Raw genomic sequence first — 23,191 nt, 5'->3', positions numbered from 1 at the left:
CTTACTGCTGGTTTAGAGGTCGAATTCTAGCGGGTGGCCAGTAGATTTTGTACGCTCTACCCACAATATTTCTGTCCGGAAGAAATCCCCAAACATGAGAATCAAAACTATCGTTACGATTATCTCCTAAGACTAGGTAGGCATCGTTAGGCACTACCTCTGGTCCCCATTCGTAAGCAGGAGGCTCAGAAATATAGCTCTCCTGTAAAGGCTGGTCATTGCGATAGACCTTACCATCTTTGACTTGAATTGTTTCCCCCGGCGTACCAATCACTCGTTTGACAAAAAACTTATCTTTCATTGGCCTGTCTGTGGAACTTCTTTGCAGTGGGCGAAAAACAACCAGATCACCATCTTTGGGCACATATCTTAAAGACTTTAAAACAAAGATTCGGTCCTTAACTTGTAGCGTTGGCTCCATTGAACTGCTAGGAATTACAAACCTCTCAATTCGTTGCTGGAGAGATGCCGGAACTGCTCCCATTAATAAGCGAATTGCAACAATACTAGCAATCACTAAAACAATAATCTGTTGTGCTCGGATTGCTGGTTTTTTCGGTGCGTGAGCGTAGGCGTGATAACAAGCAAAACCCGTAATCATTGCAGGTAGCCAAACATGAATCTTGAGGCCTACCAAACCACTGGCAGCAACAATCATGGCTACTATCAAGACCGTACCAAGAAGGTTTTGCTGAAGGTAAACCTGCCCCAGTCCAGGCAAAAGTTGCGACAAAAAAACAGCCAACCAACTCTCTTTTTGGCTCGCATCCTCCTTGTGAAGTTCTAGAATGCTACCCCCCGTTACCCCACGGTACGCTTCAAACAAATCCACAATGTAGATAAAGACAACTGGCAGAATGCAACTCAAGCCAATTAACGTATTGCCCGCAGGGCTGAAAATTGACCAAAAAGCCAACCAAATTAGGGCGATCGCCATCCCCGCGAATAGTAATCCCCTAACTATTTGACCTACATAGATTTGGCCCAAACCAGGAAACAACAAAGATAAATTCGCCGCGAACCAAGCATCTTTACTCGCGATCGCCCCTACCTCTCCTGTCCCCGCAGACTTTTGCTTCTGATCAGAACCAGCCTGAGTCAAAGAATGCGAACTGGCAATAGATGCAGCCGCAGGAATAGCGGTTGTTGTCCTTGTATCAGACACAGAAGCTTGCTCCGCGATCGCAAACTCCTCCATCCAACCCAGTGCGACCTGATCAACTTGCTTCCCCGAAACCTGCACCTGCTGAATCCCTGTCACACCCAAAGCCAGCAAGCCTCGACGCACATAGTTTATTGCTACTGACTGATTAGGTAACCGCTCCGCCACCAGCTCCACCTGCAAGCGATCGCCCACCAACTCCACCGCCGCCGTTATCCCCTGCGGCTTCAGAGCCCGATTCATCAACGTAGCGATCGCATCAGGATTCCCTTGTTTAGCTAGTTCCAGCAGATTCTCAGTCACGGCAGATGGCTACAAATGCTCAACTAAATCCACCCTAACGCAACCGTAACGTCACCCGCACCTTACCCGTCACACCTTGCGATGGCTGCCAGCCCTGGAGCGATCGCTTGATCACATCAACCACAGCCGCCTCTTTTAGGGTAGAAGTCTTGTCATCCAACAAAATGCGACCGACTCGACCATTCTGCACCGAGAACTCTAGCACCACATCGCCGTTAAACCCAGTGGGCAGATTGAGGCTTTGTAGATATTGGGAGAGAGCAGGCATTTGGGCTGGATCTAAACCCGTGATACTTACGACTTGCAAGCGAGAATTGTTAGGTACAGGAGCGATCGCCTCTGCTTCAGCAGCCACCCTGGTCTTAGCTACTGGAGGACTCGCTGTTGCTGCTCGGTTGTTACTCCCCACTGGTCGTCCCGCTAAACTCCTAGATGGAGCCATCGCAGGCATAGGAACAGCGGCACCTGACCCCATCGCAGCGTCTTGAGCGCTCCCAAAGACACCTTCGTAGCTAACCCCCTCTGGCATTTCCACTGGCACTTGTACCCTCTGGCGAGTGCCATCTGGATTGACTCGCACCTCATCACTGATCGCGACAAACGCTGTATATTGCGAGAGCAAGCGATAAGCCAAGGCTGTATCAGTAACTGCGGCCACGCCAGACGTGGTTTCGCCACCAAACATTTGGTTCATCAAGTCTTTGATCCGGGCACGGCCCCAAAGCTGAGCGATCGCGGGATTGTTGTCTCCTTGGTCAAAGTTAACCTGGAGCGTCTTCTCATAACGTTCTCCACCCGCCGCTACTCCGGTGATTTTCAGAGTGCCACTGGCGCGATCGCTTTTACGTCCAAACAGCACCAGTGGTTGACTGGCAAACAAATCAGGAGCTGCTAAGGGATAAATTTCTGGGGCGGCACCGGAGCCTTGCCAGGTGACTTGAACGTTGGTCAGAACGGGGTTGTTGATTTGGCGGAAGAACCTCTCGGATACTTGCTGAGTTGGCTCATCTTGGCGAATCACTTGAGATGTGCCTCGCCCTACCTCAGCCAAGCGATCGAGCAAGAAGCGATTGACCGAGCTACCCACGCCAAAGCTGTAGAGCCGATTCCCTAGCTTGAGTTGTCGCTGCACTTCGGCAATCACCTGATTTTCGTTGCCAATGTAGCCATCGGTGAGCAACACGACGCTGCGTAACCGCCCGGATTCTGCCGCTGGGAAATTCATCACCGCTTGGATGCCATTCAACAATTCGCTGCCGCCGTTGGCCTTGAGTTGGTCCACATAAGCGATCGCCTTAGCGCGATTAGCGGGTGTGTTTGGCAGTGGTGCGGGAGAGAGCTGGGTGGTTGTATTGGAAAAATCAATAATCGAGAAGGTGTCGTTGGGATTCAGCCCATTGATGAAGCGGCGCATCAGTTCTTGCGACTTCGCCAACGGATCGCCTTCTTGAGAGCCAGAGGTATCCATCAAGAACACCACATCTTTCGGCACAATCTCATTGCTGCGGTACTGCACAGCGGGGATGAGATAGACCGCAAAGTGCCCCCCTTGGGCGTCGGCTTGCGTCAACAGCGTGGCTTGCGTCTCTTTGCCCGCTACCCGATAACGCAAAATCAGATCTTTGTTAGGAATCGTGTCTTCTGCCACCAATTGCACTTTGGTTGTATTACCTGCTGGCTCCACTCTCAGTTTGTGAGAAGGCGATCGCACCTCTTGCACAGACACACCTGCATCAATCTCAACTGTGACTCCAATATCATGACCAGAACGGGTACCCGGTTTGAGCACCGGAGGCGTGATCCGAGAAGCATCGGGCACCACATCGGTATCGCCGCTATTGCCGATCGCGTTGCCAGGGATATAGCGCGGTCCCACCACCATCGGAAAGACGAATTCGTAATCGCCTCCTTCAAACTTGAGGCTATCGCTGTAGCGAATCGTGACTTCAATTCGTTCACCGGGACGAATATTCGCCAAGGACTGCGTAAAAATATTATCCCGCTCTTGCTCTAATAGCCCTGCGGTGCGGCCTTGCTGTCTTGCCTGCTCATAGATTTTCTGCGCTTCTTCTCGCTTTTTAATATCTCCTTTGATGACGCGATCGCCAATTTTGATTTCCATGTCATCTACTGCCGCCTCATCGGGCAGGGGAAAAACATAGATGGCTTCTAGGGGATCTTTAAAGGGATTCTCAAAGGTTTGAGTTACCTCAACGCGAGAGATATTGCCCGCTACCCTCGCCTTCACCTCCGTATGTTTGAGCACAAAGGCTTGCTGCTGCCCATCCTTTTGCCCAAATAAACCACCGGGTGCAGGAGTAGGTGTCGGCTCAGCAGCGTTATCCATTGAAGTTGGATTCACGATTGTAGGGCGCAGAGGCACTGACCTCGCCGATGGAGCAATAGAAAAGTGGGCGATCGCTCCTATCGTGCCAACCAGGAGCAATGTAGCAGCAGGCAGAGCATAGGCAAATTTCATACTTAAACTCTTAGCAGTAGAAAAGAATCGCTAGACCGAACGCGGTTGACTCTTACCATGACATGCTGAAAGCTACCGATCTCGACCGTTGCAATTTTTGTAACATCGGTCATGGCAAGATCGGAAATTATAGCGATCGCGACTGTAGCTACTTACCAATCAGGCTTTAGTTGCTTTGTTTATTGCTTTGCTGTGGCAAGCTTCCTATGTTTAAACCATCTCTCACAATCAGTGCCTCTATCTGTGCTGCGCTCGGTCTGCTCTCAATAACTCAGCCAGCCTGGTCCCGTCCCAGCGCGAACATTACCGCGATCCAAATTGAACCCATGCAGAGAAATGGTCAGGAGCAGTTAACCCTGATCGTGCCTGATCGCAATCTGTATAACGGTTCCAGTGGTGCTCTAAGCCGCTACAACCTGCACATGGCCAAAATGTTTGAGGTCACGTTTGCCCACTGCGACCAGTTGCGCCCTCATATTCAACAAGTGCGATGGCAATATGTTGGGGACAATGGCGATCTGAACTTGGATCAATTCTCGATCAATTGCGAACTGGCTCAGGAAGTGGTGGATACCTATGGTCTGACCAACTCCGAACCCACGACTATGACTTATCGGGCTACGGGAACTAAGACAGTAGAGTACATCCCCACCTTGAACTTGCGAGGCGATCGCTTAGCCCGCTTCCAAGATACCGTTCAGCAATTTCGGCCTGCTCCCAGTTCTGGGTTTGGGTCAGCGATCGGCGGTGAGAGCGAGCCTGTCTCGATTGCCCCAGCCACTACGCCAACAGACACAACCGTTCCCGTCGCTAGCATTCGTTTCCTGCCAGCCAGCCAAGGAGGGCAAGCTCGTGGCATTTTCATCGTGCCCGATCGCGACACTGCTCGCTCGGCCTATGGTGGCTCTTTACGTCGCTACGATGTGCATTTAGCCAAAATGTTTGAAGTCGCCAATCTCTACTGCTCCACTAACGATTGGCAGAGTGTGGAGTGGAACTACTTTGCAGGCAATGGCGACATCAACATGGGCCGCTTCGTCATGGGCTGCAATTTGGTGCGCGATGTGGTCAATGCCTATGGGCAGGGTCGCAAAGAGCGTACCGTAATTCGTTTTGGCTATGGCAATAATGCTGCGCAGGAAACTCACAATTTACCTGTGCTGAATATCACGGGAGATAAAATCCCCAAATTCATCAACTTTGCCAAGCGTTTCCAGCCTGTCGGGGTGGCGCAGCGAGTTGATGCCGAGCGACGTTAACGCTTAACCTTCATAGTCGCTGTCGATTTCAATATCCAGCGTGTCTTCATCAATGCGGACATAAAGCACATTGGGGCGGCAGCAAACTTGGCAATCTTCGATGTAGGATTGCTGTCCTCCAGCGCTGAAGTCCACAAAGGTTAAGTTAGGTTCACCACAGAAGGCACAGAAGTATTCAGCTGTGTTTTGCATGAGTTCAGGTGCAGCGCAAAACCCTCATTTTACCTATAGGAGGGTCTTAGGCGGGAACGCTTAACTGTTGCTCTAGTGAGGCTTGGTGCTCCCAGTTAAATAGACTGGTAGCCGTTGCCAAATGCTTCAGCAGCGTGTTTTGGGGTAATGGTCCCTTTAAGTGCTGCCAAGGCAATACGAGATCTGGAGTCCAATCAGCATGGACATAAAATTCCAGGTCGGGTAACTGTCCTCGCAGTTCTTTGAAGGCGCGGCGATAGCTGCCCAAGGAGTCTCCGTAATGACGAGTTAGTTCCAATAAGCGAGAGAGACGGCGATCGCCCCTAGAAATCAAGGCTTGAATCACCGACCAGTTGTAGCTTTCCGGTCGGAAGTCAATTCCTTGCGATCGCAGGTGTTTTTGCAGAAATTGCAGTCGTTTCTCTGCTTGGCGATTCACGCCAAACCATTGGAACGGAGTATGGGACTTGGGCACAAAGGTACTACAGCCAAAGGTGAGGCGCACACCCGGAGCCGCTTTCTTGAGGCCGCGCAGCATCGTCACGGTTTGCTCTAGGTCATCTGTTTCTTCGCCAGGCACACCCACCATACCGTAGAGCTTTAGGTTGCTTAAGCCCCCTGCTTTGGCATTCACCGCTGCCTGGTTAATTTCGTCGTTGTGCAGCTTTTTATTGATGATTTGCCGCAATCGCTCTGAGCCGCTTTCCACCGCAATCGTGATGGAGCGGGTGTCGTGCTGAGTGAGGGTTCGCGCTAGTTTCTCGGTGACAGTGTTGGTCCGTACCGAAGCAATGCTCAGCCGTACTTGGTCATGTTGAGGTTGGCTGATGTAATCCAACAAGGAGTCAAATTCTGGATGTTGGGTAACTGAAGCTCCCAATAAACCGAGGCGATCGGTCACGGTCAGACCCTGTTCGATCGCAGGAATCAATGACGCTTCCACATCGGCGGTGCGGAAGGGCAAAGTCAGGTAACTGGCGAGGCAGAAGCGGCACATCTCTGGACAGCTCCGCACCACTTCCACCATATAAATATTTTCCCAAGCAGCTTTTCCGGTGACAACGGTAGAGGCGGAGAGAGTATTGCCCCGATAGGTTTGCTTTTCGACCTGAGCAGGAATGGTGGAGTCAACGGGTTGAATCGTGGCGATCGCTCCGTCTGGGCTGTGGTAGGTGACTTCGTACAAGCTAGGAATGTAGATCCCTGGAACTTGGGCCAAGTGCCGTAGTTGAGTTGGGCGATCGCTATCTCGCACTTCTTTGTAGGCTGCGACCAGCGTATTCAGCAGAATTTCGCCATCTCCGAGCAGCACTACGTCAAAGAAGTCGGCGAAGGGTTCGGGGTTTGCCGTCAGGACAGGGCCGCCTCCGAAAACGAGCGGGTGAGTGTTGGTGCGATCGCTAGCCCGAATCGGAATATCGAGGGATTCTAGCAAGTTCAAAATATTTACATAGTCCAGTTCCCAAGACACCGAAAAGCCGAGCAGCTCTGGTTGGGAGGGGAGGGGTTCGTGAACATCGGTAAATAAGCGGCTGACTTGCAGATCCGAGCGAGCGGCTAAGGTGGCCCAAACGACTTGATAACCCAAGCTGGTGATGCCGACGTTGTACTCGTTAGGGAAGGCAAAGATCGTGGGAATCGCGTCAGGGTTGGGTGTAGCGGGAGTAAAGAGGAGGCGTTCGGCAGCAAAGGGCGAATTAGTCACAGAAGGGCGATCGCTCGGATCTAGGCGAATTGAACAAGGATTAGCTCTCTCACTCTAGTCAATTTTGAGCAAGCGATGACAGGCTGGATTTCCGGACATCCCCGAACTCTTAGGTACAGGTGCCTTCTGCTCTACGGAGGAGAATAATTCACAATAGAAAGGCAACTCTCTAAAAAACTGATGCCCTACACCGTAATCTATGACGGCAAATGCAACCTCTGCGTTACCCTGGTACAACTTCTAGAAAGCTTAGACCAAGGCGATCGCTTTCAGTACATTCCCATGCAAGATCCAGAAACATTGCAGCGCTGGAACGTCACCCCTCAGGACTGCGAACTAGGCATGATCTTAATTGATGCAGAAGCCCCAGAACGCCGCTGGCAAGGAAGTGATGCCGCTGAAGAAATTGGTCAATTATTTCCTCTAGGCAATGTATTTGTGGCTGCCTATCGTGCTCTCCCTGGTCTAAAGTGGAGCGGCGATCGCATCTACGAACAAGTGCGCGACAACCGCTATACCCTGTTTGGGCAGCGCACGGCTGTTTACCATTCTGCTTATCCTGCCTGTGACTCTAATGCCTGCGATCGCTACTTTGCCACTCCAGCCGCGTCAGCTAACAGAGAATCTTGAAGTTTAGAGCGAGATTAAAGCCAAGTCTGACAGTTTGAACACAGTTAGAACTCAGGCAACTAAAGTATCCTAAATTTCGACCCTAAGATTATGTTTGGGATCGTGCCAACTCCTAGAACAAATTAGGGAAATTTAGTAATAGTGAATGATCCCAATGTGGTTGATCATAAAGCGGGTGATCGCACTCTGGTTCTAAGACTGCGCTCTCCTGGTTGTCTTGCTTAGGATGATTGTGCAGCATGTTGTTCCCTCTTCCATCCCCCAACTCAATTACGAAGCCGCCAATTATTGGCATCACGACTTCTTGCAAAAACGAAACAGGCCACTACTCTCTGTTCAGCAATTACATAGATGCGGTCAGACGTGCTGGAGGTGTGCCTGTACTCCTAACTCCTGGTGAAATGCATCAGGCTCGAATCCTCGATTTTGTCGATGGTCTGCTCTTTTCGGGGGGCGGCGATATTGACCCAGCCGAGTATGAGGGTTCATCACACCCCAGCATCTATCGCGTCAATGCCGAGCGAGATGCCTTTGAACTTGGACTTGCTAACCTAGCTCTGAAAACGTCAATTCCAATGTTGGGAATTTGCCGAGGGCTGGAAATTTTTATGGTTGTGAGCGGTGGCCAGTTGGTTCCTCACATTCCTGATGAATTTGGCAATACCGTCATTCACCGAGCCGATCAGTCTCACTGTGCCAAGCACCCCGTGCAACTTGTGCCCAGAACGCGACTTGCAACTTTGCTCCATCGAGAAACAGAAATTAATGTAGTATCTTGGCACCACCAAGCAGCCCGAAGCGCACCTCCCGGTTGGCGCGTTGCCGCTCAAGCCCCAGATGGTGTGATTGAAGCGCTAGAACATCAGCATCATCCTTGGGCGATCGCGGTGCAGTGGCATCCAGAACTTGCCCCAGAAGATTCTGGGCAACAAAGGATTTTTAAGGCATTTGTCCAAGCGGCAAGCCAACCACAGGTCGTAGCTCTGCCTCAGCCCGCCTCAAACTAAAAGCGAAGAGTGCCAACTGACAACTCTTCGCTTTAGCTTTAGCTAGCCCTAGTTTAGTGAAAGCGATGTTTGCGACGTCTGGCTAACGCTTTACGCTTCTCCTTGTCCTGAGGAGTTTCAAAGAAGCGTTGACGCTTCACATCAGCGAGAATTCCAGCTTTAGAAACTTGACGCTTGAAGCGACGTAGCGCTGACTCAATTCCTTCGTTTTCGCCCAGAACAATTTGGGTCATTCTGTATATCCCTCAGGTTGCCTCTGAATCGTGATGAGTATTGTTTACCAGGATTACCGCAAATTCAATCCACTCAAGCCAGTGCTTCAGTTTCTAGGAAATGATTAATACCGGGAGTAGCCTCTGCCGCCACCGCCGCCACCGCCGCCGCCCCAGCTATTGCGATCGTCACGACCTCTACCACCGCCACCACCGCTACCGCTGCGCTCTTCGCGAGGCTTAGCTTTGTTGACTCTTAGATCGCGACCCATCCACTCAGCTCCATCCAGAGCCTCGATTGCTGCGGTTTCTTCTGCTTCTGTGGACATTTCGACAAAACCAAAACCACGGGGGCGACCCGTTTCCCGGTCTAAAGGGAGTTGAACTCGCTTAACAGTGCCGTACTCTGCAAAAACGGCATTTAAATCGTCTTGCGTGACATCGTAAGACAGATTACCAACGTAAATGGACATGAAACTCTCCAGAATCAAAGAAATTGCAGAGATTTAAATTCGGAGAGATGCCTGTCGAAATGAGAAAACAAACCCTACAACCGAATAAAACTCTTCGAGTACAGCTTACCATACCATTGTTTGATTTAACAGGACTTTGAGCCGCTCAAATGTCTCTGCATTAGTCCAATAATTTTGTTGCAATTAATACAAAAAAATGCAGTCCTACGGAAATTTTGATCGGTTAGTGAATTCAGCCTCAAAGTAAGATTGAAGTTGATATTTTTCTAGACTAATCACTAATTTCAACTAATTTTTTCCTGAGAAAAATTAGCTTAATGGAGTGCTAAACACCTAGCCTTGCAACTTTTTATCCGTCGAGAAAGAAACTTTGGGTAAGAAATGCTAGAGCGATCGCCACGACAAACTTCTATCGAATCAGCCGCAACTAAGCAACTCTCTAGAAATGACTGGAGATACTCTCTTTCCCCCGACTATAGAGCGTACGGGCATAGTCAGTCCACATCCCCTGACCCCAGTAGTTAAAACAACTGGTTTGGATTAACAGGTTGTAAAGGAGGGCTTGACGATAACGGGGTTGCTGAGTCAAAGCAGAACTTAACGGATTAGTGTGAGGGTTAGCCTCGCCATTGCTTGATTGAGCTTGCAGGAGGGGATCAAGGGTTTGGTGAAACAACGCACTGAGTTTCTGCATGGAAGCCAAAACAGGGTCGTTACCTTGACTCCAGCGCAGAGCATGAGCGGAAGAGACGCCCTCTACCTGAAAACTAGAATCTTCTCGCTTGAGTTCGGTAATGGCCCGCGCGATCGCCTTGGGAGTATCTGCTTCGGAAACTCGCTGCCAAATTCGGTGCTGTCCCTTGGCTTGACAAACCGGATAATCCTCTGGGGTGCAACCTGCTGCCTCTATAAGTTCTAGATATTCAGTGCCTGTGAGGCCGACAACACCAAAGTGACCTTGGTTTTGGGCACTCATGTCATACCAGGCATTTCTGAACGTGCTGGGAAACTCATTCATCATAATGCCGCTATTTTCGCCATCACCCATTTGAGCAACCAATGGCGGGATCATGACTTGACCCACGAGTTGCGGGTTGAGAGTTCTAGCTTTTTGATAGGGCTGCATCTGCCCGACTAGCTGATTGTCAGCACCCTGGGTTTTAATCAGCGCCGTGATGCTAACAGTTTCTCCCTCAGCGTTGCGAGCGACTAATTGATGCGGGAGATGGAGCTGCGATAGCGGTTGGCCTGTGGTGGTTTCTACTGTGTCTGCTTGTAGGAGAAGCCAACGATAGCCCGCTTCCTTCAAAGCTTTTACCAGTTCAAATAGCGTGTCAGGATGATTGGGGAGATGCATCTCTGGCAGAGAAAATCCCTTCACTCGCGCTAAAGCATCCCAGCCAAAGATGGCCGCAAAGTGATGTTGCCAAGCTTGAATGTGCAGCTTCAGGTCAGGAATTGGGGTGGTCGAGGCTAGCGCATGTCCCCAGAAAGTGCCGAGCCACTCCACATAGGGGTGGTAGGTGCGATCGCAAGTGATGCGCTTGAGGTTGTCTAGAATGTCTCCCCGGCCCATCTGGCGCAGTCCCCACAAAAGAGTGCCAGAGTAGTCCAGCATGATACGAGGATTGCAACCTTGCCGCACCAGATCAATCATGAAGTCGGCAATGCGGCTGTAGCAGTAGGCAAAGGGACCAGCATTGTGGTTATCTCCTTCGTAGGGATGCTCAAACATATACTGCAAGTTGCTGATCAACTCTCCTTGCGGCCCAGCGGGAATCATGGGCTGGTGCATGTGGAGGGCGATCGCAAAAGCAGCGGAGACATCCTGAAGGTGAATATTGGTAGTGGGTAGAAAAATGGGGCGATCGTGCTGCACCACCGATCGCACTTCTGCCTCCCAGCCAGAAATATTGGGCAATCCATCAATCAGTTCTGGAAGCAGCGGCAGACTAGCTGCTTGACTGAGGGCAGGCATAAAGCTGAAGTCTCATTTCAGGGAATAAAGGCATATTCCTCTATATGCTGATCATGAGGCAAGCCTTTGAAGTAAGTGTTTGGAATCTGCTTTGCTACTTGTTTGTTACTTGACGCCCACCATTCCCGCCAAAACTGGAACTAGAGGACGGGTATTCATTTCTGCAATGCCTCGCCCAACCGCAACCGCAATCGGCTTCAAGCTAGCGACTAGTTCCGCCATCTCTTCTAAAGAGAGGGCTTGGCGAGCATCCGAGACTGATTGCTCTGGTTCCGGATGACACTCAATGATCAGGCCATCAGCACCACAGGCGATCGCGGCTCTCGCTAGATCGGCTACTAGTTCGCGCTTCCCAGCGGCATGGCTCGGATCAACAATGATCGGCAGATGGGTGATTTGCCTTAGGGCAGCAACCGCACCCAAGTCGAGGACGTTGCGCGTGTAGGTGTCGAAACTACGAATTCCCCGCTCACACAGCACTACATTAGGGTTGCCGTGAGCCAGGATGTATTCCGCTGCCAAAACAAATTCTTCAATGGTGGCGGAGAGACCCCGCTTCAGCAAAATCGGTTTTCCTGCTTGGCCTAGTGCTTTGAGCAAGTCATAGTTCTGCATGTTGCGGCTACCAATCTGCAACATATCAGCCTGAGCAGCAATTTCCTCAATCTGAGAAATCGCCATCACTTCAGTCACTACAGGCAAGTGGTAGCGCTGCCGCACCGTGGCTAAAATCTCCAAGCCCTCCAAACCCATGCCTTGGAAAGCGTAGGGAGAGGTACGAGGCTTGTAAACTCCACCCCGCAAGGCTTGGATCGGGGCTGTGAGTAAGCGGCTAGCCACAGCTTCCATTTGGGCTAAGTTTTCTACAGTGCAAGGGCCACCGACAATCAGCAGATCTTTACCGCCAACGGTCACGTGATCAGACAGTTGAATCACGCTTTTGTGGTTGGCGTGGGCTTTGCTAGCGAGTTTGGCGTTTAACATGATGGGTCTCCGAGAGAGTGAGGAAGTGAGAGATAACAAAAAACCCGGAACTTTGTGAGAGTTCCGGGTCGTGCAGTGAGCAGCATGGCGACTTTACCCGGAACTCCTGGTCCAAAAGTAAAAGCTATAAAACCAGCTTCCCCAAAAACAAAGACGCAGGTAGGAACACTGCGTCTTTAGGCAATCACCAAAGTTAAGGGCACACAGGCTAGCTGCGGCCATCTGAGAAATTGCTTTGGTGCGGGGAGTCATCACGAGTCGTCAGTCCTGTCTTGGTTTTGTGTGAGTGAAATCTATCCTTAAAAAAGCAAAAGACCGCAGAGCCTGTTTTCTGCGGTCCACCTGGAGATTCAGCCGAAGCTGGATTCACTCCAAGTGAACCTCCATATACCAAAAATAAAAGTAGCTGCTGCGAAGAGATAGCATTTGCAAAAAAATCTTTTGCGAGTTGTCAAGCTTTATGCAACGACGCTAACAGAGAAAAACCAGCATCGTCAACCCCCCACTTGGAGGAATTCTGGAGAAGATTGGTGAGGAGAAAGCAATCGCTCCTCTTCTAAACTCCTTTCTTAAATTACTGCTGGACCGTGTTCTATAACAAAAACATTGGCGTAAAGATTGGCGATGATTTGTTGGCCTTGTTGCGTCAATTGCAGATAAGTGAGCGCGTTTTCTACGTAGCGGTAAACCACGTTCCAGAAGAACTTTGGGTAGCCTTGCCGTAGGTCACCAGGATGGTGATAACCCAAGTGTTTGTTGGTGCCGTTTTCTTCAAATTCGTAAAACAGCGCATTAATTTTTTGCAGATAACGAACATCACTCAGTTGACCAATTAAATCTGCGGCTCTGAGCAAACCGGGGTAGTTAATTGTGTCTTGATGATCGCTATCGTTTGGCACCGGGAAACGGGTAAGTTCAATATTGCGCTTAATTTCTTCGGCGTCGATTAGTGGGTGTCCGCCAAACCGCTCCTCAATAAATAGCTTGCCGCGATCGATGTGGTAAGGCGTGAGACTGGCATCGGTCGCTCCGGGTGGCAGAGAAATCATGGTGTCACCCATACCCGTAGCGTATAAACCTGGGCGATCGCGACGGCAAACCCCTTTGATATAGCCAATGTCGTGACAGAGCAGAGAAATCATGCAGTGCAGCCAATCATCGCAGGAGACCCCTCCATCCCGGATATGCTTACCCCGTAGGATCTCCTGTCCTACCAACGTGACGAGAATCGTGTGCTCCACGTTGTGATAGAGCGCATCACTGTTGGCGATATTCTCTAGCGCCATGCTACCTACCCAGGCAATAATCTCCTGGTATTCGGATTTCCAGCCGCCATAGGTACGTTGGTAGGCACTTCTGAGTTGTTCTAAAAAGTTTTCGATTAAAAGCTCTGTGGCATTAAACATGCTAGATTGCTGTCTCCCAAACCCGCGATCGCCTTAGTGTCATTAAGCAGCCATGTCCTAAGTTTGCCCCAGCAATCATGGGTGAGCACAGAAATGGCTAAATCTCATCTATAAGGTGCTTTACCAGGGGATAGGTTGGCGATCGCGAAAGAAACCTCCGGTAGGGCCACCATCCGGTAGAGTGGCTAACCAGGCGATCGTGTCTGCTCCTTGCTCTGGCGTACGAGGGGCATCAGGGCCACCCATATCTGTTCTTACCCAGCCGGGACACACCGAGTTCACTAGGATATTGCTCCCTTGCAACTCATTCGCCAGAATGCGAGTTAAAGCATTGAGAGCCGTTTTCGACATTCGATAACTGGGATAGCCGCTGTTCATCTCGCTTAATTGCCCCGCTCCAGAAGAGACATTCACCACTCGGCCATATCCCCGGATTTGCATCAGCGGAATGAGTGCCTGGGAGAGCAGAATCGGGCCATAAAGATTGGTCTGTAAGGTTTGCGCCAGTGTCTCAATTTGTAGATTAAAGAGACTGCCATTGTCAAAATCAAGGCCAATGCCAGCATTATTGACCAGAATTTCTAAATGGCCAAATTGGTCACGAACAAACTGGGCGAGTTGTTGCACACTGACCGCATCAGTCACATCTAAGGGATGATATCCAACCTCCAACCCCTCAGACTGCAACTGCTGAACGACAGGCTGTCCCTTCGCCTGATCACGACTCGTGAGAATGATATAAACGCCTTGCTTAGCTAATTGCCGCGACGTTTCCAAACCCAAACCTCGATTTGCACCCGTCACCACAGCAATTTTGCGATCGCTAGCCATCGTTCCCTCCTGTTGCAACCGTCACCACTCGCCCCTCATTACACAATCAAAAGCGATCGCCCGCATCCCATCACAGAGAGAAGTTCGCGAAAACCCGAGCACACTTTTTGAGGGAGCCTGAGGGACGCAACCGTCCTTCAGCGAGGGTTTGGAAGCGTTTACCCCCAAAGGTTCGGTTTCAACTAGCTTAAACAATGCTAAGAGTCAGCAGGCTTATAAATGGCATAAACCCGAATCGGCTTGTCCGACAAAATCACATCTTTTTCATACGTTAAACCCACTCGCAGCGCCACCTGCTGCGAAGCCAAATTGTGAGGATCGATCAGAGAAATCAAGCGATCGCACCCCACCGTATTGAACCCATAATCTCGAATCGCCGTAGCTGCTTCCGTCGCCAATCCCTGCCCCCAATAAGCGTGGGCAAGCAAATAGCCAATCTCAACTTGGCCTTGTCCCTCAATGGTCTGAGGAATCAGCCCACAACGACCTATTAATCGGCGATCGCCCTTATGGATCGCCGCCCACAGCCCAAAACCGTATTCCCGATAGTTTTGGATGATGCGCTCAATATGCTGCTGTGTGGTCTCGTAAGAGCGAACCCCACCCAGAAAGGTCATGACAGCAGGGTCAGCATACATCGCCGCGAGGTCATCCACGTCATCCTGAGTGAATTGTCGTAAAAGCAGGCGTGGCGTTTCAAAGACCGTCATGAGTTTTCCAGGGCATGAGTTTACAAAGCCGTTTCTGCGAGCCAATCCAAAATTAGAGCATTCACCACTTCTGGTCGCTCATCGTGTGGGCAGTGGCCTGTGTCAGGAATGGCGACAAAACGCACTGGAGGCACGTCTTCCCCAGGTTCGCGATCGCTCAGCTTCCGGTAAACCTCTGCTCCTCTGATCGGAGTCCAAGGGTCACGTTCTCCCCAGAGCACCAGCAAGGGGCACTGGACTTGGGGCAGCAATTCTGTGGGAGTAGGGCCAGGAGGGGCCGTCAGAATAGACGCAAAGACCCGTTGGGCACCTTCGTCGCAGGATGGGGCATAAAGCAAGTCTACGAGTTCATCCGTCACCGCTTCAGCATTGCGATAAACCTGACGCAACGTGTTCCGAATGCGATGTTTTTGGCGAACTCGGTTAAACAAAAACGGACCAAATTGGGGAGAACTGACCAGTTTGGTAAAAGTAGCCATAATCAAGCGCAAGGGCAGCACCAGTTCATCGGGGCGATGATTTAGCCCTCCCGCACAATTGAGCAGCACGCCTCCAGCAGCAATTTCGGGATGATTAGCCAGCACCATTAAGCTCAGTAAGCCACCAATGGAGTTACCCACAAAAACAGCAGGTTGCTGAATCTGCTCTTCCCAAAAGTCTTTGAGCAGCACTTGCCAAAGTTCTAAGTTGTATCCAATATCTGGCTTGGCCGAGCCACCAAACCCCAGTAGATCCAAGGCAAACACTCGATAGCCACCCGCTGCCAAAACTGGAATATTGTTGCGCCAATGGCCAATGGAGGCTCCGAAACCATGAATCAGCACCAGTGGGCGTCCAGTGCCCATGACGGTGTACTGGATCGGGTAGCCGCGCCAAGTCCAAGTCAGTTTTTCAAAAATATTGGTCTTTGTTAACTGCTGGGTCATTCCCACTATCTTCTTAAGATTTGTAAATAGTCTTCGTTCATCATATATTTTTTGGCCTACGCTCAGCCATAAAGACCTCTAAGGCATCAATCAGGGAACATATACCAATTAAAAACCGTCTCTTTAACCGTTTACGTGAGTGTGAGGATCTATGAATCAAGGCATTTTGGCCTCTTTGGGCAAGCTATTTTTGGCTGCCACGATTTTGTCGATGACTGCTTTTGCTCCAGCAAATGCTGTAACTTCGGAAGCTGAGGCCACGAATTCACCTGTTACTAGCCAACAGCTTTCCACAGAGCAGTCTGGCGAGTTGCTCATCAGTCAGTCAGACGATGACGACGACGATAGTGATGATGGTGACGATGACAGCGACGATGATGGTGGAGACGACGATAGCGACGACGATGATGGCGATGACGATGGTGGCGAGGAAGTCGAACTATCTGAAGGCGCTTCCAGAACTATCCTCCAACAAATCTCTACCAGCCAGAAGATATCACTTGCTAGCCTGCGAATCGCTAGAGCAGAGAGAGTAGAGTGGTCCGATGGTTGTTTGGGTCTGGGGGGTGCTGGTGTTGGTTGCACCCAGGCGATCGTTCCAGGCTACCGGGTTTTTGTAGAAGGTGATAACAAAACTTGGGTCTTCCGCACCAATGCCACTGGCTCTCAAGTTGTGTATGACGAGGCTGCAACTCGGACCGTTGCGAGTCAGACTACCAGTTCCACTCAAACTACTGAAACTCGTCAAACCACCACAACTACGCAATCTAGCAGCAGCCAAGTTAGATTTACTCAAGCGATCGCCACCTCTGTATACCAAGCGATCACGGCTCGTAGCCAAGTCCAAGCGACTCAACTGCGGGTGGTTTCCGTCCAACAAGAGACTTGGTCTGATAGCTGCTTAGGTGTTCCTGGCACTGCATCTACCTGCACTCCTGGTGATGTTCCTGGTTTCCGAGTAGTTGTAGCCAGCTCCGAGGAAGTTTGGGTATATCGTACCAACGCGACTGGCTCAGTATTGGCATTCGACCAAGCTGCCACCCAAACTCTAATGGCTCGCCTAACCAGCCAATCTACTACTGGCCAAGGTACTACTTCTACTGGCCAGCAAACCGGTGGTCAGCAAACCACGACCAGCACTACCCAAGGTAGCTTTACGGATGTTTCTCGTAGCTACTGGGCCTATGAGTTCATCGCTCGCTTGGCTCAACAGAATATTGTTGAGGGCTTCCCGGACAATACCTTCCGTCCTAGCGAAGCAGTTACTAAGGCTCAATTTGCCGCAGTGTTGCGCAAAGCCTTTGACCAAAGAGCCGTTCGCGAAGCCATTGAGTTTCGTGATGTCTCCACTAGTTATTGGGGTTACACCGCTGTTCGCGAAGCTTACTCGATGGGCTTCTTTGGTGCTGATAGCGATCGCCTCTTCAACCCCACTGCTCGTCTGACTCGTCTGGATGTGTTGGTAGCCTTAGCCAGAGGCTTAAACTACACCTCCGTCAGCAGCACCAGCACTGTTGCAACCTTGCTGCAAGGTTATGGGGATGCAGCTACTATTCCTGCTGATGTCCGGACGCTAATCGCGGCCCTGACCGAGCGGGGAATCGTGATCAACTATCCCAACACCAATCGCTTAGAACTCAACCGCGTAGCAACTCGCGCAGAAGTTTGTGCGTTCTTGTACCAAGCTTTGGTTAGCACAGGTAAAGCTCAAAGCTTCTCTTCTCCCTATGTGATTCAGCAGGGCACCACCCAAACTGAAACTCAAACCGAGCAAGAGACCGAAACTGAGCAAGAGACCGAAACTGAGCAAGAAACTCAGACTCAAGAGCAAGACGACGAGAAAGAGGGCAAGCAAAACTGTAACCAAGGCATTGGTAACGGTGCCGAGGGTTGCGATCCAGGCAACTCTAGCCCCCGTGGTGGCAGCAATGACGAAGGTGGCCGCACCCCTGGTCAGGCTCCCTCTCGCTAAATAAGTTCTGGCTAAGAACTGCCGATTGAAAGAATGAAGCTAGTAGGGGCACCTCTTGTAGGTGCCCTTTCATTTTCGAGGGCAGACAATCTACCCCTACCGATCGCCCTGGTTTTGAGGCTTACCAGCAGTTGATTTCAACCAATGGGTACCTTTAGCCACTCTTGTAGGTGCGATCGCAGTTGTTGACAAAATTCTGGACGGCGGTCAAACCATTCGGTGCGGATCGGTTTGCGCTCGGCATCTAAGGTCCAGCCATAGTCGCTGCTGAGACGTAATTTATCTTGCCAGTCTGCCACAGAGACGATTAGTTGATTGGCAGGACTGTTGTCGTAGTTATGCACTCGAAACACGTAGTTAAACGTATTTTGTTTCGCTGCGGCAACGGTCGAAGGCTGACCAAACTTTTCCTGAAGGCGCGATCGCATTTGCTCAATGAGCCCTGGATCGGGGATATCCTCGAGAGTACGAACCGCTAAGGTGAGAGCGAAATAAAAATCTTCAACAGGCACAAATTCGAGTTGCATGAATCGTCGCAGGGCTTGGACTCCATCTACTATGCAAGCTGGAGGGGCCTTAATGCAACCTCGGAGGGCCATCTAGAGCTGCCAGTTACCAATTAGCTAATGGCATGGGTAAGGCGGGGTTGGCGGCTGTTAAATGCGGCTAGCTTAGCAGCAAATAGAGGCGCGATCGCGGGTCGGCGATTGATCAGAGGACAAAAACTAGAAATATCCAATCTCTGCTGTTGCAGTGTCACTTCGGGTTTAGCTAGCCCAAAGCCTTGACCAAAATCAACGCCTAGATCCCGACAAAAAGCAATATCTTCAGCCGTTTCCAAACCCTCGGCCACGACTAAAATGCCCATTTCGTGGGCTGAGTAAAGAAGGCTCTTGAGCAGAATTTGCTGGACTGGATGGCGGCTGCAACCTTGCACGAGCTGACGATCTAGCTTGATCACATCCGGGTGGAGAGCCATGAAATAATGATCGATCGCAACTTGCCCCCCTAAGTCATCAATGGCGACTCCAAACCCGTAGTCTCGAATTTGATGAATTAAGCGTGAGAGGTCTGGATGTTGAATCAGCGCTTCTACTTCGGTTAACTCGAAAACAATCTGCTGTGGTTGCAACCCTAGAGCCAGAACTTGTTGCAAATTGCGCTCTAAAGATTTAGGCCCTTGCAAAATGGCGTTGGGGAGCACGTTGATAAAAAAGGTTTGGCCATTGCTTACCTGCGCGATCGCATTGATGCAAGTTTCACGAGCCAGCTCATCAAATTCATGGGTGCAATGAGTTGAGAGGGCCGCATCTAAAATCTGTTTGCCATTGAAGTATTGACCTTGACCCTGCACCGCCCGCGCCAAACATTCATAAGCCAGCACCTCGCCGGAAGCCAAGTTATAAATGGGCTGATACTTAAAGACAAAAGCGCGATCGGCTAAGGCTTGAAAAAACCATTGATGCTTGATCGGCACCGTAACACTGCTCAGCGGTTGAGCGTGCAGAAATTCAATCAATAGTGCTTTCGACTGGAGGGGCGATCGCGTCAGAATAAAGCGAGAATCGGCTTGTCCAGTTTCCGAGAGCCTCTGGCTGATTTGGCAAAAAACTCCTCGGAGTTGGCTTTCATCGAGCACCAAGCAGAGCAGTTGTGGAACATCAGGAATCGGTTGCAAGCCTAGCTCACAGAAGAAGGCATGCGCTTCTGTGTCATTCGGTTGAACCACCAGGTGGAGCACTTCGGTTAGTAGGCTGGTATCACGCACTACTCGGATCTTCCCTTGCGTTACGCACTATCCTTGTATGAGGCAACAATCGTCCTTTAACGTAAGCGAATCAATTGCTTTTGAAGAGTGTTAAAAAACACAATTAACAAACAATAAAGACGCTTTTTGAGGAAAACGGCAGAAATCGCCAACGTCACTACTTCAGGAAAGCTCTAGCCTGCCGTTGCTAGTTCTGCCTCTCGCACAGACATCCCCATCATAGCCAGAATCACGAGCCTGTAAACCGTGAAAACAAAAGTAGATCACAACTGTAGTGTGATCTAAAGCACAGAAAAAGAATAATTTAGAGCGCCTTAGAGCGTAACCAAGCAACTGGCAGGCACATTAGTTTCCGAGGGCCTCTAACGTAAGCCCGCTGCTGAAACACATCGTACTGGTTACTTTCGATCGCGTTGAGAATTTGGCTATAGAGTCCTGTGGCTGCCCAAACTGGCCAGCGAGCATCAGGACTGAGCCGACTAATGCCTCTTTCTGCTTGGGCATAAAACTTGCGGGCCCGCTGAATCTGGAAGCGCATCAATCCTCGCCAGCGCTCATCTACGACCCCATTAAATAGATCTTGCTCGGTGTAGTTGAATAAGGCTAAGTCTTCTAAAGGCAAATAGATTCTGCCGCGCCGTGCATCTTCACCCACATCACGCAGAATATTGGTGAGCTGGTTTGCTACCCCTAGGGCGATCGCTTCTTCAATCGGTCCTTGAGGCGTGTTGCGGTCCCAAGGAGCGGTGCGATAGGTGGTGTCTACGCCCATCACCGCTGTAGACATCAGCCCAACTGTACCTGCGACTCGATAGCAATAAAGATTTAGCTCTTCAAACGTCTCATAGCGGCTGCGATACAAATCCATCTGCTGCCCCGCAATCATGTCGCGGAACGGCTGAATATCCTGGGGAAACCGCTCTAAGGTATCCACTAAGGCGACATCGGGGTCTTCCAACGGATGTCCCGCAAAAACTGACTCTAATTGCTGCTCCCAGCGATCAAGCGTTTCTGGCGTCGTCTGGGCTGCCTGTGGCCCATCGACTAGCTCGTCAGTGCGACGGCACCAGACATAAATTGCCCAGATTGCACGACGCTTTGCCTCTGGCATCAAGAGCGTGCCGAGGTAAAAGGTTTTAGAATACTTTGCCGTAATTTGGCGGCAAAATTCGTAGGACTCCTCTAAAGAGGCCAGAGTTCTCACACGAGGGGAATCAGGCAGTTGCAGCATGTCCTTCGGGGCGCTTCGCTAACGTCGCAGGCTAGGCAGTAGTGGTTTGCAGGGACTTCTGCCCTGGAGCTGGAGCAGCTGAATTGGGATGAGCAGATGCGATCGCCTGCGCTGTCAGCTTACCAGAAAGTACGGCCCCCTCCATACTGGCTAGATAGCGTTGCATTGTATAGTCTCCCGTTAGATAGAAATTGCTAATGGGAGTCGTTTGGGTCGGACGGCATGCTTGGCGTCCTGGTGTCGCCTTGTACACGGAGCGGGGAGTCTTCACGACTTTGTACTTTAGTAACTTGGCAGGGTCATCGCCGACAAAATGATCGGGGAAGAGCTTTTCGATCTCCAGCATCGTGGCGGCAATAATCTCTTCGTCAGATTTGGTAATCCAATCTTTGGCGGGAGCCAAGACCAGTTCCAGCATGGAGCGATCGGGGTTCTCGTATTCACGGCACGTGTTGCTCATGTCGGCATAGACGCTGAGCAGGGGCGATCGCGAAAACAACAGATGATCCACATCGGTCAGTTTGCGATCGAACCACATGTGCAAGTTGATCACGGGTACGCCTTCTAAGCCATCGAGCTTTTTGAAGTAGTCCATCTGCTTCCAAGGCTGAGGCAGGATCACCTTTAGCGGATCGACGGGCATGGCGGAGACATATAGATCAGCAGTTAGGATTTCGTCGGGTGCACCATCTAACCCACGAATCACAAAGTGCTTTACCATGTTGTCTTCATTTAGAACAATTTCTTTTAGCGGCGCTTTCATCCGTACTTGACCACCCTGCTCAGTCACATGATCCACCATTGGCTGGCAGAGCCGTTCTGGGGGTGCGCCATCCAAGAATGCCATTTTGGAGCCGTAGCGTTCTTGCAAGAAGCGGTTGAGGGCAGTCAGGACTACGGTGGCAGAGATTTCATCAGGATCAATGAAGTTCAATGCTTTGGCCATCGCGATGAAGACTTCTTTCTCGACGCGAGGTGGCACGTTTTGCTTCTTCAGCCACTCGGAGAAGGAATACTTGTCCATCTCTTCGACATAATTCTGACCTTTGATCATGGCGGGAATCAGACCCAAACCGAAGCGGATCTTTTCTCCCCAAGTCAGCATGTCGTTGTTCCGCAAAATGGCAGTTACACCATTGATAGGAGCAGGAATATCGGGAAAGTCAAACCGTGAGTAGGTGCCCGGAGCTGTGGGCTGGTTGAAGATCATGGTGTGCTCTTTCCACTGCAACCGATCTTCGATGTTCAATTCTTTAAACAGTTGCAGCACGTTGGGGTAGGCACCAAAGAAGATGTGCAGCCCAGTCTCATACCAATCGCCATCTTCGTCTTTCCAAGCGGCTACCTTTCCACCCAATACGTCTCGGCTCTCCAAGACGATGGGGGTGTGCCCCGCATCAACCAAATATTTGGCGCAGGAAAGCCCTGCTAAGCCTGCTCCAGCGATCGCAACTCGCATGTAACCTACCGCTCTTCAGAATTTTTTAACGGTTTCCCGCTCCTCATTATACGTTGCAAACCGTTACATTTTGAAGTCTCAGTAAAGTTAATGACCACGATTGCTGTTTTCTACCCTCTGGTCGCTGATCGCTGCACAGGCAGGCTATCCCTCAGAGGGCTGGGATGAGTGATCGCTTACCTTACTTTGGCCAACGATATAATCGCTCTACAGCCTGACACTCGTACTTGCCGTGACTATCCCCTTATTGCCAAAACTCGATCGACTACCTGCAAGTCTCCCCATAAACGGAGCTGTACGCATTGGGTTAGAAGAAGGGATTCCGATTTTTCGAGCTACTGAGACCGTTCAAACTTGGATTGAAGAATTGTTGGTAAAGCAGCAACAGTCTCCACTCAGTGTCGAAGAAGGGCAGGAGTTAGACTGCTACGAAAAAATTGATGACTATTTGAGCTTGGGGAACCGTGCCGTTCGCAACATTTTTCTCACTCAAAATCAATAAGG

General features: G+C 50.6%; 21 protein-coding genes. 5 read left to right on the top strand and 16 right to left on the bottom strand.

Features of this window, described 5'->3' with window-relative positions:
- Position 1 precedes the first annotated feature (1 nt).
- Complete coding sequence (gene lepB / locus H6F72_RS31070) at positions 2–1,465, bottom strand: signal peptidase I (RefSeq protein WP_190433675.1); 1,464 nt, start codon at positions 1,463–1,465, stop codon at positions 2–4.
- 34 nt (positions 1,466–1,499) lie between these two features.
- Complete coding sequence (locus H6F72_RS08485; RefSeq protein ID WP_190433674.1) at positions 1,500–3,944, bottom strand: VIT domain-containing protein; 2,445 nt, start codon at positions 3,942–3,944, stop codon at positions 1,500–1,502.
- Positions 3,945–4,150: 206 nt separating this feature from the next.
- On the opposite strand from H6F72_RS08485, the gene H6F72_RS29670 reads away from it, so the two are divergent.
- A complete protein-coding gene (locus tag H6F72_RS29670) occupies positions 4,151–5,203 on the top strand; it encodes a hypothetical protein (RefSeq protein WP_199298969.1) in 1,053 nt (350 codons plus the stop codon).
- A 3-nt stretch (positions 5,204–5,206) separates the two neighbouring features.
- Here the strand turns inward: H6F72_RS29670 and H6F72_RS08475 are convergent, their stop codons facing one another.
- Together H6F72_RS08475 and H6F72_RS08470 are read right to left on the bottom strand one after the other, a co-directional pair.
- Complete coding sequence (locus tag H6F72_RS08475; protein WP_190433673.1) at positions 5,207–5,395, bottom strand: CPXCG motif-containing cysteine-rich protein; 189 nt, start codon at positions 5,393–5,395, stop codon at positions 5,207–5,209.
- Between the two features lie 46 nt (positions 5,396–5,441).
- Complete coding sequence (locus H6F72_RS08470) at positions 5,442–7,100, bottom strand: radical SAM protein (RefSeq protein WP_190433671.1); 1,659 nt, start codon at positions 7,098–7,100, stop codon at positions 5,442–5,444.
- A gap of 180 nt (positions 7,101–7,280) precedes the next feature.
- Here H6F72_RS08470 and H6F72_RS08465 point away from each other — a divergent pair, with 180 nt between their 5' ends.
- Entirely contained in the window at positions 7,281–7,730 is a 450-nt protein-coding gene (locus H6F72_RS08465) for a thiol-disulfide oxidoreductase DCC family protein (RefSeq protein WP_190433669.1), read from the top strand.
- A gap of 239 nt (positions 7,731–7,969) precedes the next feature.
- Positions 7,970–8,737: a gamma-glutamyl-gamma-aminobutyrate hydrolase family protein gene (locus H6F72_RS08460; RefSeq protein WP_190433667.1), complete on the top strand. Its 768-nt coding sequence runs from the start codon at positions 7,970–7,972 to the stop codon at positions 8,735–8,737.
- A 53-nt stretch (positions 8,738–8,790) separates the two neighbouring features.
- Here H6F72_RS08460 and rpsU read toward each other — a convergent pair whose 3' ends face one another.
- The 8 genes from rpsU to H6F72_RS08420 form a co-directional block, all read right to left on the bottom strand.
- Positions 8,791–8,970 (bottom strand): 30S ribosomal protein S21, encoded by a 180-nt coding sequence (gene rpsU / locus H6F72_RS08455; protein ID WP_190433665.1) that lies wholly within the window; start codon positions 8,968–8,970, stop codon positions 8,791–8,793.
- A 104-nt stretch (positions 8,971–9,074) separates the two neighbouring features.
- Positions 9,075–9,422, bottom strand: a complete 348-nt coding sequence (locus H6F72_RS08450) for an RNA-binding protein (RefSeq protein ID WP_190433663.1) — start codon at positions 9,420–9,422, stop codon at positions 9,075–9,077.
- Positions 9,423–9,861: 439 nt separating this feature from the next.
- On the bottom strand, positions 9,862–11,400 hold the full coding sequence (locus H6F72_RS08445; RefSeq protein ID WP_190433661.1) for a glycosyl hydrolase family 57: 1,539 nt from the start codon (positions 11,398–11,400) through the stop codon (positions 9,862–9,864).
- A 105-nt stretch (positions 11,401–11,505) separates the two neighbouring features.
- Positions 11,506–12,384, bottom strand: a complete 879-nt coding sequence (gene aroF / locus H6F72_RS08440; RefSeq protein ID WP_190433660.1) for a 3-deoxy-7-phosphoheptulonate synthase — start codon at positions 12,382–12,384, stop codon at positions 11,506–11,508.
- A gap of 569 nt (positions 12,385–12,953) precedes the next feature.
- On the bottom strand, positions 12,954–13,790 hold the full coding sequence (locus tag H6F72_RS08435) for an Npun_R2479 family HD domain-containing metalloprotein (protein WP_190433659.1): 837 nt from the start codon (positions 13,788–13,790) through the stop codon (positions 12,954–12,956).
- Between the two features lie 120 nt (positions 13,791–13,910).
- Positions 13,911–14,621, bottom strand: a complete 711-nt coding sequence (locus H6F72_RS08430) for an SDR family oxidoreductase (RefSeq protein ID WP_190433658.1) — start codon at positions 14,619–14,621, stop codon at positions 13,911–13,913.
- Between the two features lie 197 nt (positions 14,622–14,818).
- Positions 14,819–15,331: a GNAT family N-acetyltransferase gene (locus H6F72_RS08425; protein ID WP_190433657.1), complete on the bottom strand. Its 513-nt coding sequence runs from the start codon at positions 15,329–15,331 to the stop codon at positions 14,819–14,821.
- 20 nt (positions 15,332–15,351) lie between these two features.
- The gene (locus H6F72_RS08420; RefSeq protein ID WP_190433656.1) at positions 15,352–16,257 is read right to left on the bottom strand and encodes an alpha/beta fold hydrolase; all 906 of its coding nucleotides are present in this window, start codon (positions 16,255–16,257) and stop codon (positions 15,352–15,354) included.
- Between the two features lie 151 nt (positions 16,258–16,408).
- Between H6F72_RS08420 and H6F72_RS29665 the strand changes: the two genes are divergently transcribed.
- Positions 16,409–18,229, top strand: coding sequence for an S-layer homology domain-containing protein (locus tag H6F72_RS29665; protein WP_199298968.1), 1,821 nt, complete (start codon positions 16,409–16,411; stop codon positions 18,227–18,229).
- A gap of 137 nt (positions 18,230–18,366) precedes the next feature.
- Here H6F72_RS29665 and H6F72_RS08410 read toward each other — a convergent pair whose 3' ends face one another.
- From H6F72_RS08410 to pds, 4 genes are all read right to left on the bottom strand, one after another.
- Complete coding sequence (locus H6F72_RS08410; RefSeq protein ID WP_190433654.1) at positions 18,367–18,756, bottom strand: hypothetical protein; 390 nt, start codon at positions 18,754–18,756, stop codon at positions 18,367–18,369.
- 92 nt (positions 18,757–18,848) lie between these two features.
- Positions 18,849–19,997, bottom strand: a complete 1,149-nt coding sequence (locus tag H6F72_RS08405; RefSeq protein WP_348226773.1) for an EAL domain-containing protein — start codon at positions 19,995–19,997, stop codon at positions 18,849–18,851.
- 304 nt (positions 19,998–20,301) lie between these two features.
- Positions 20,302–21,228, bottom strand: a complete 927-nt coding sequence (crtB, locus tag H6F72_RS08400) for a 15-cis-phytoene synthase CrtB (RefSeq protein WP_190433653.1) — start codon at positions 21,226–21,228, stop codon at positions 20,302–20,304.
- A gap of 31 nt (positions 21,229–21,259) precedes the next feature.
- Positions 21,260–22,687: a 15-cis-phytoene desaturase gene (gene pds, locus H6F72_RS08395; RefSeq protein WP_190433651.1), complete on the bottom strand. Its 1,428-nt coding sequence runs from the start codon at positions 22,685–22,687 to the stop codon at positions 21,260–21,262.
- A gap of 232 nt (positions 22,688–22,919) precedes the next feature.
- Between pds and H6F72_RS08390 the strand changes: the two genes are divergently transcribed.
- Positions 22,920–23,189, top strand: coding sequence for a hypothetical protein (locus tag H6F72_RS08390; protein WP_190433649.1), 270 nt, complete (start codon positions 22,920–22,922; stop codon positions 23,187–23,189).
- The last annotated feature ends 2 nt before the right edge of the window (positions 23,190–23,191 follow it).

The sequence above is a fragment of the Trichocoleus sp. FACHB-46 genome (genome assembly GCF_014695385.1).
In the GTDB taxonomy this organism is placed as follows: Bacteria; Cyanobacteriota; Cyanobacteriia; order FACHB-46; family FACHB-46; genus Trichocoleus.
The sequence above is the reverse complement of the archived record's forward strand: the minus strand, read 5'-3'. Positions and strand labels throughout refer to the sequence as shown.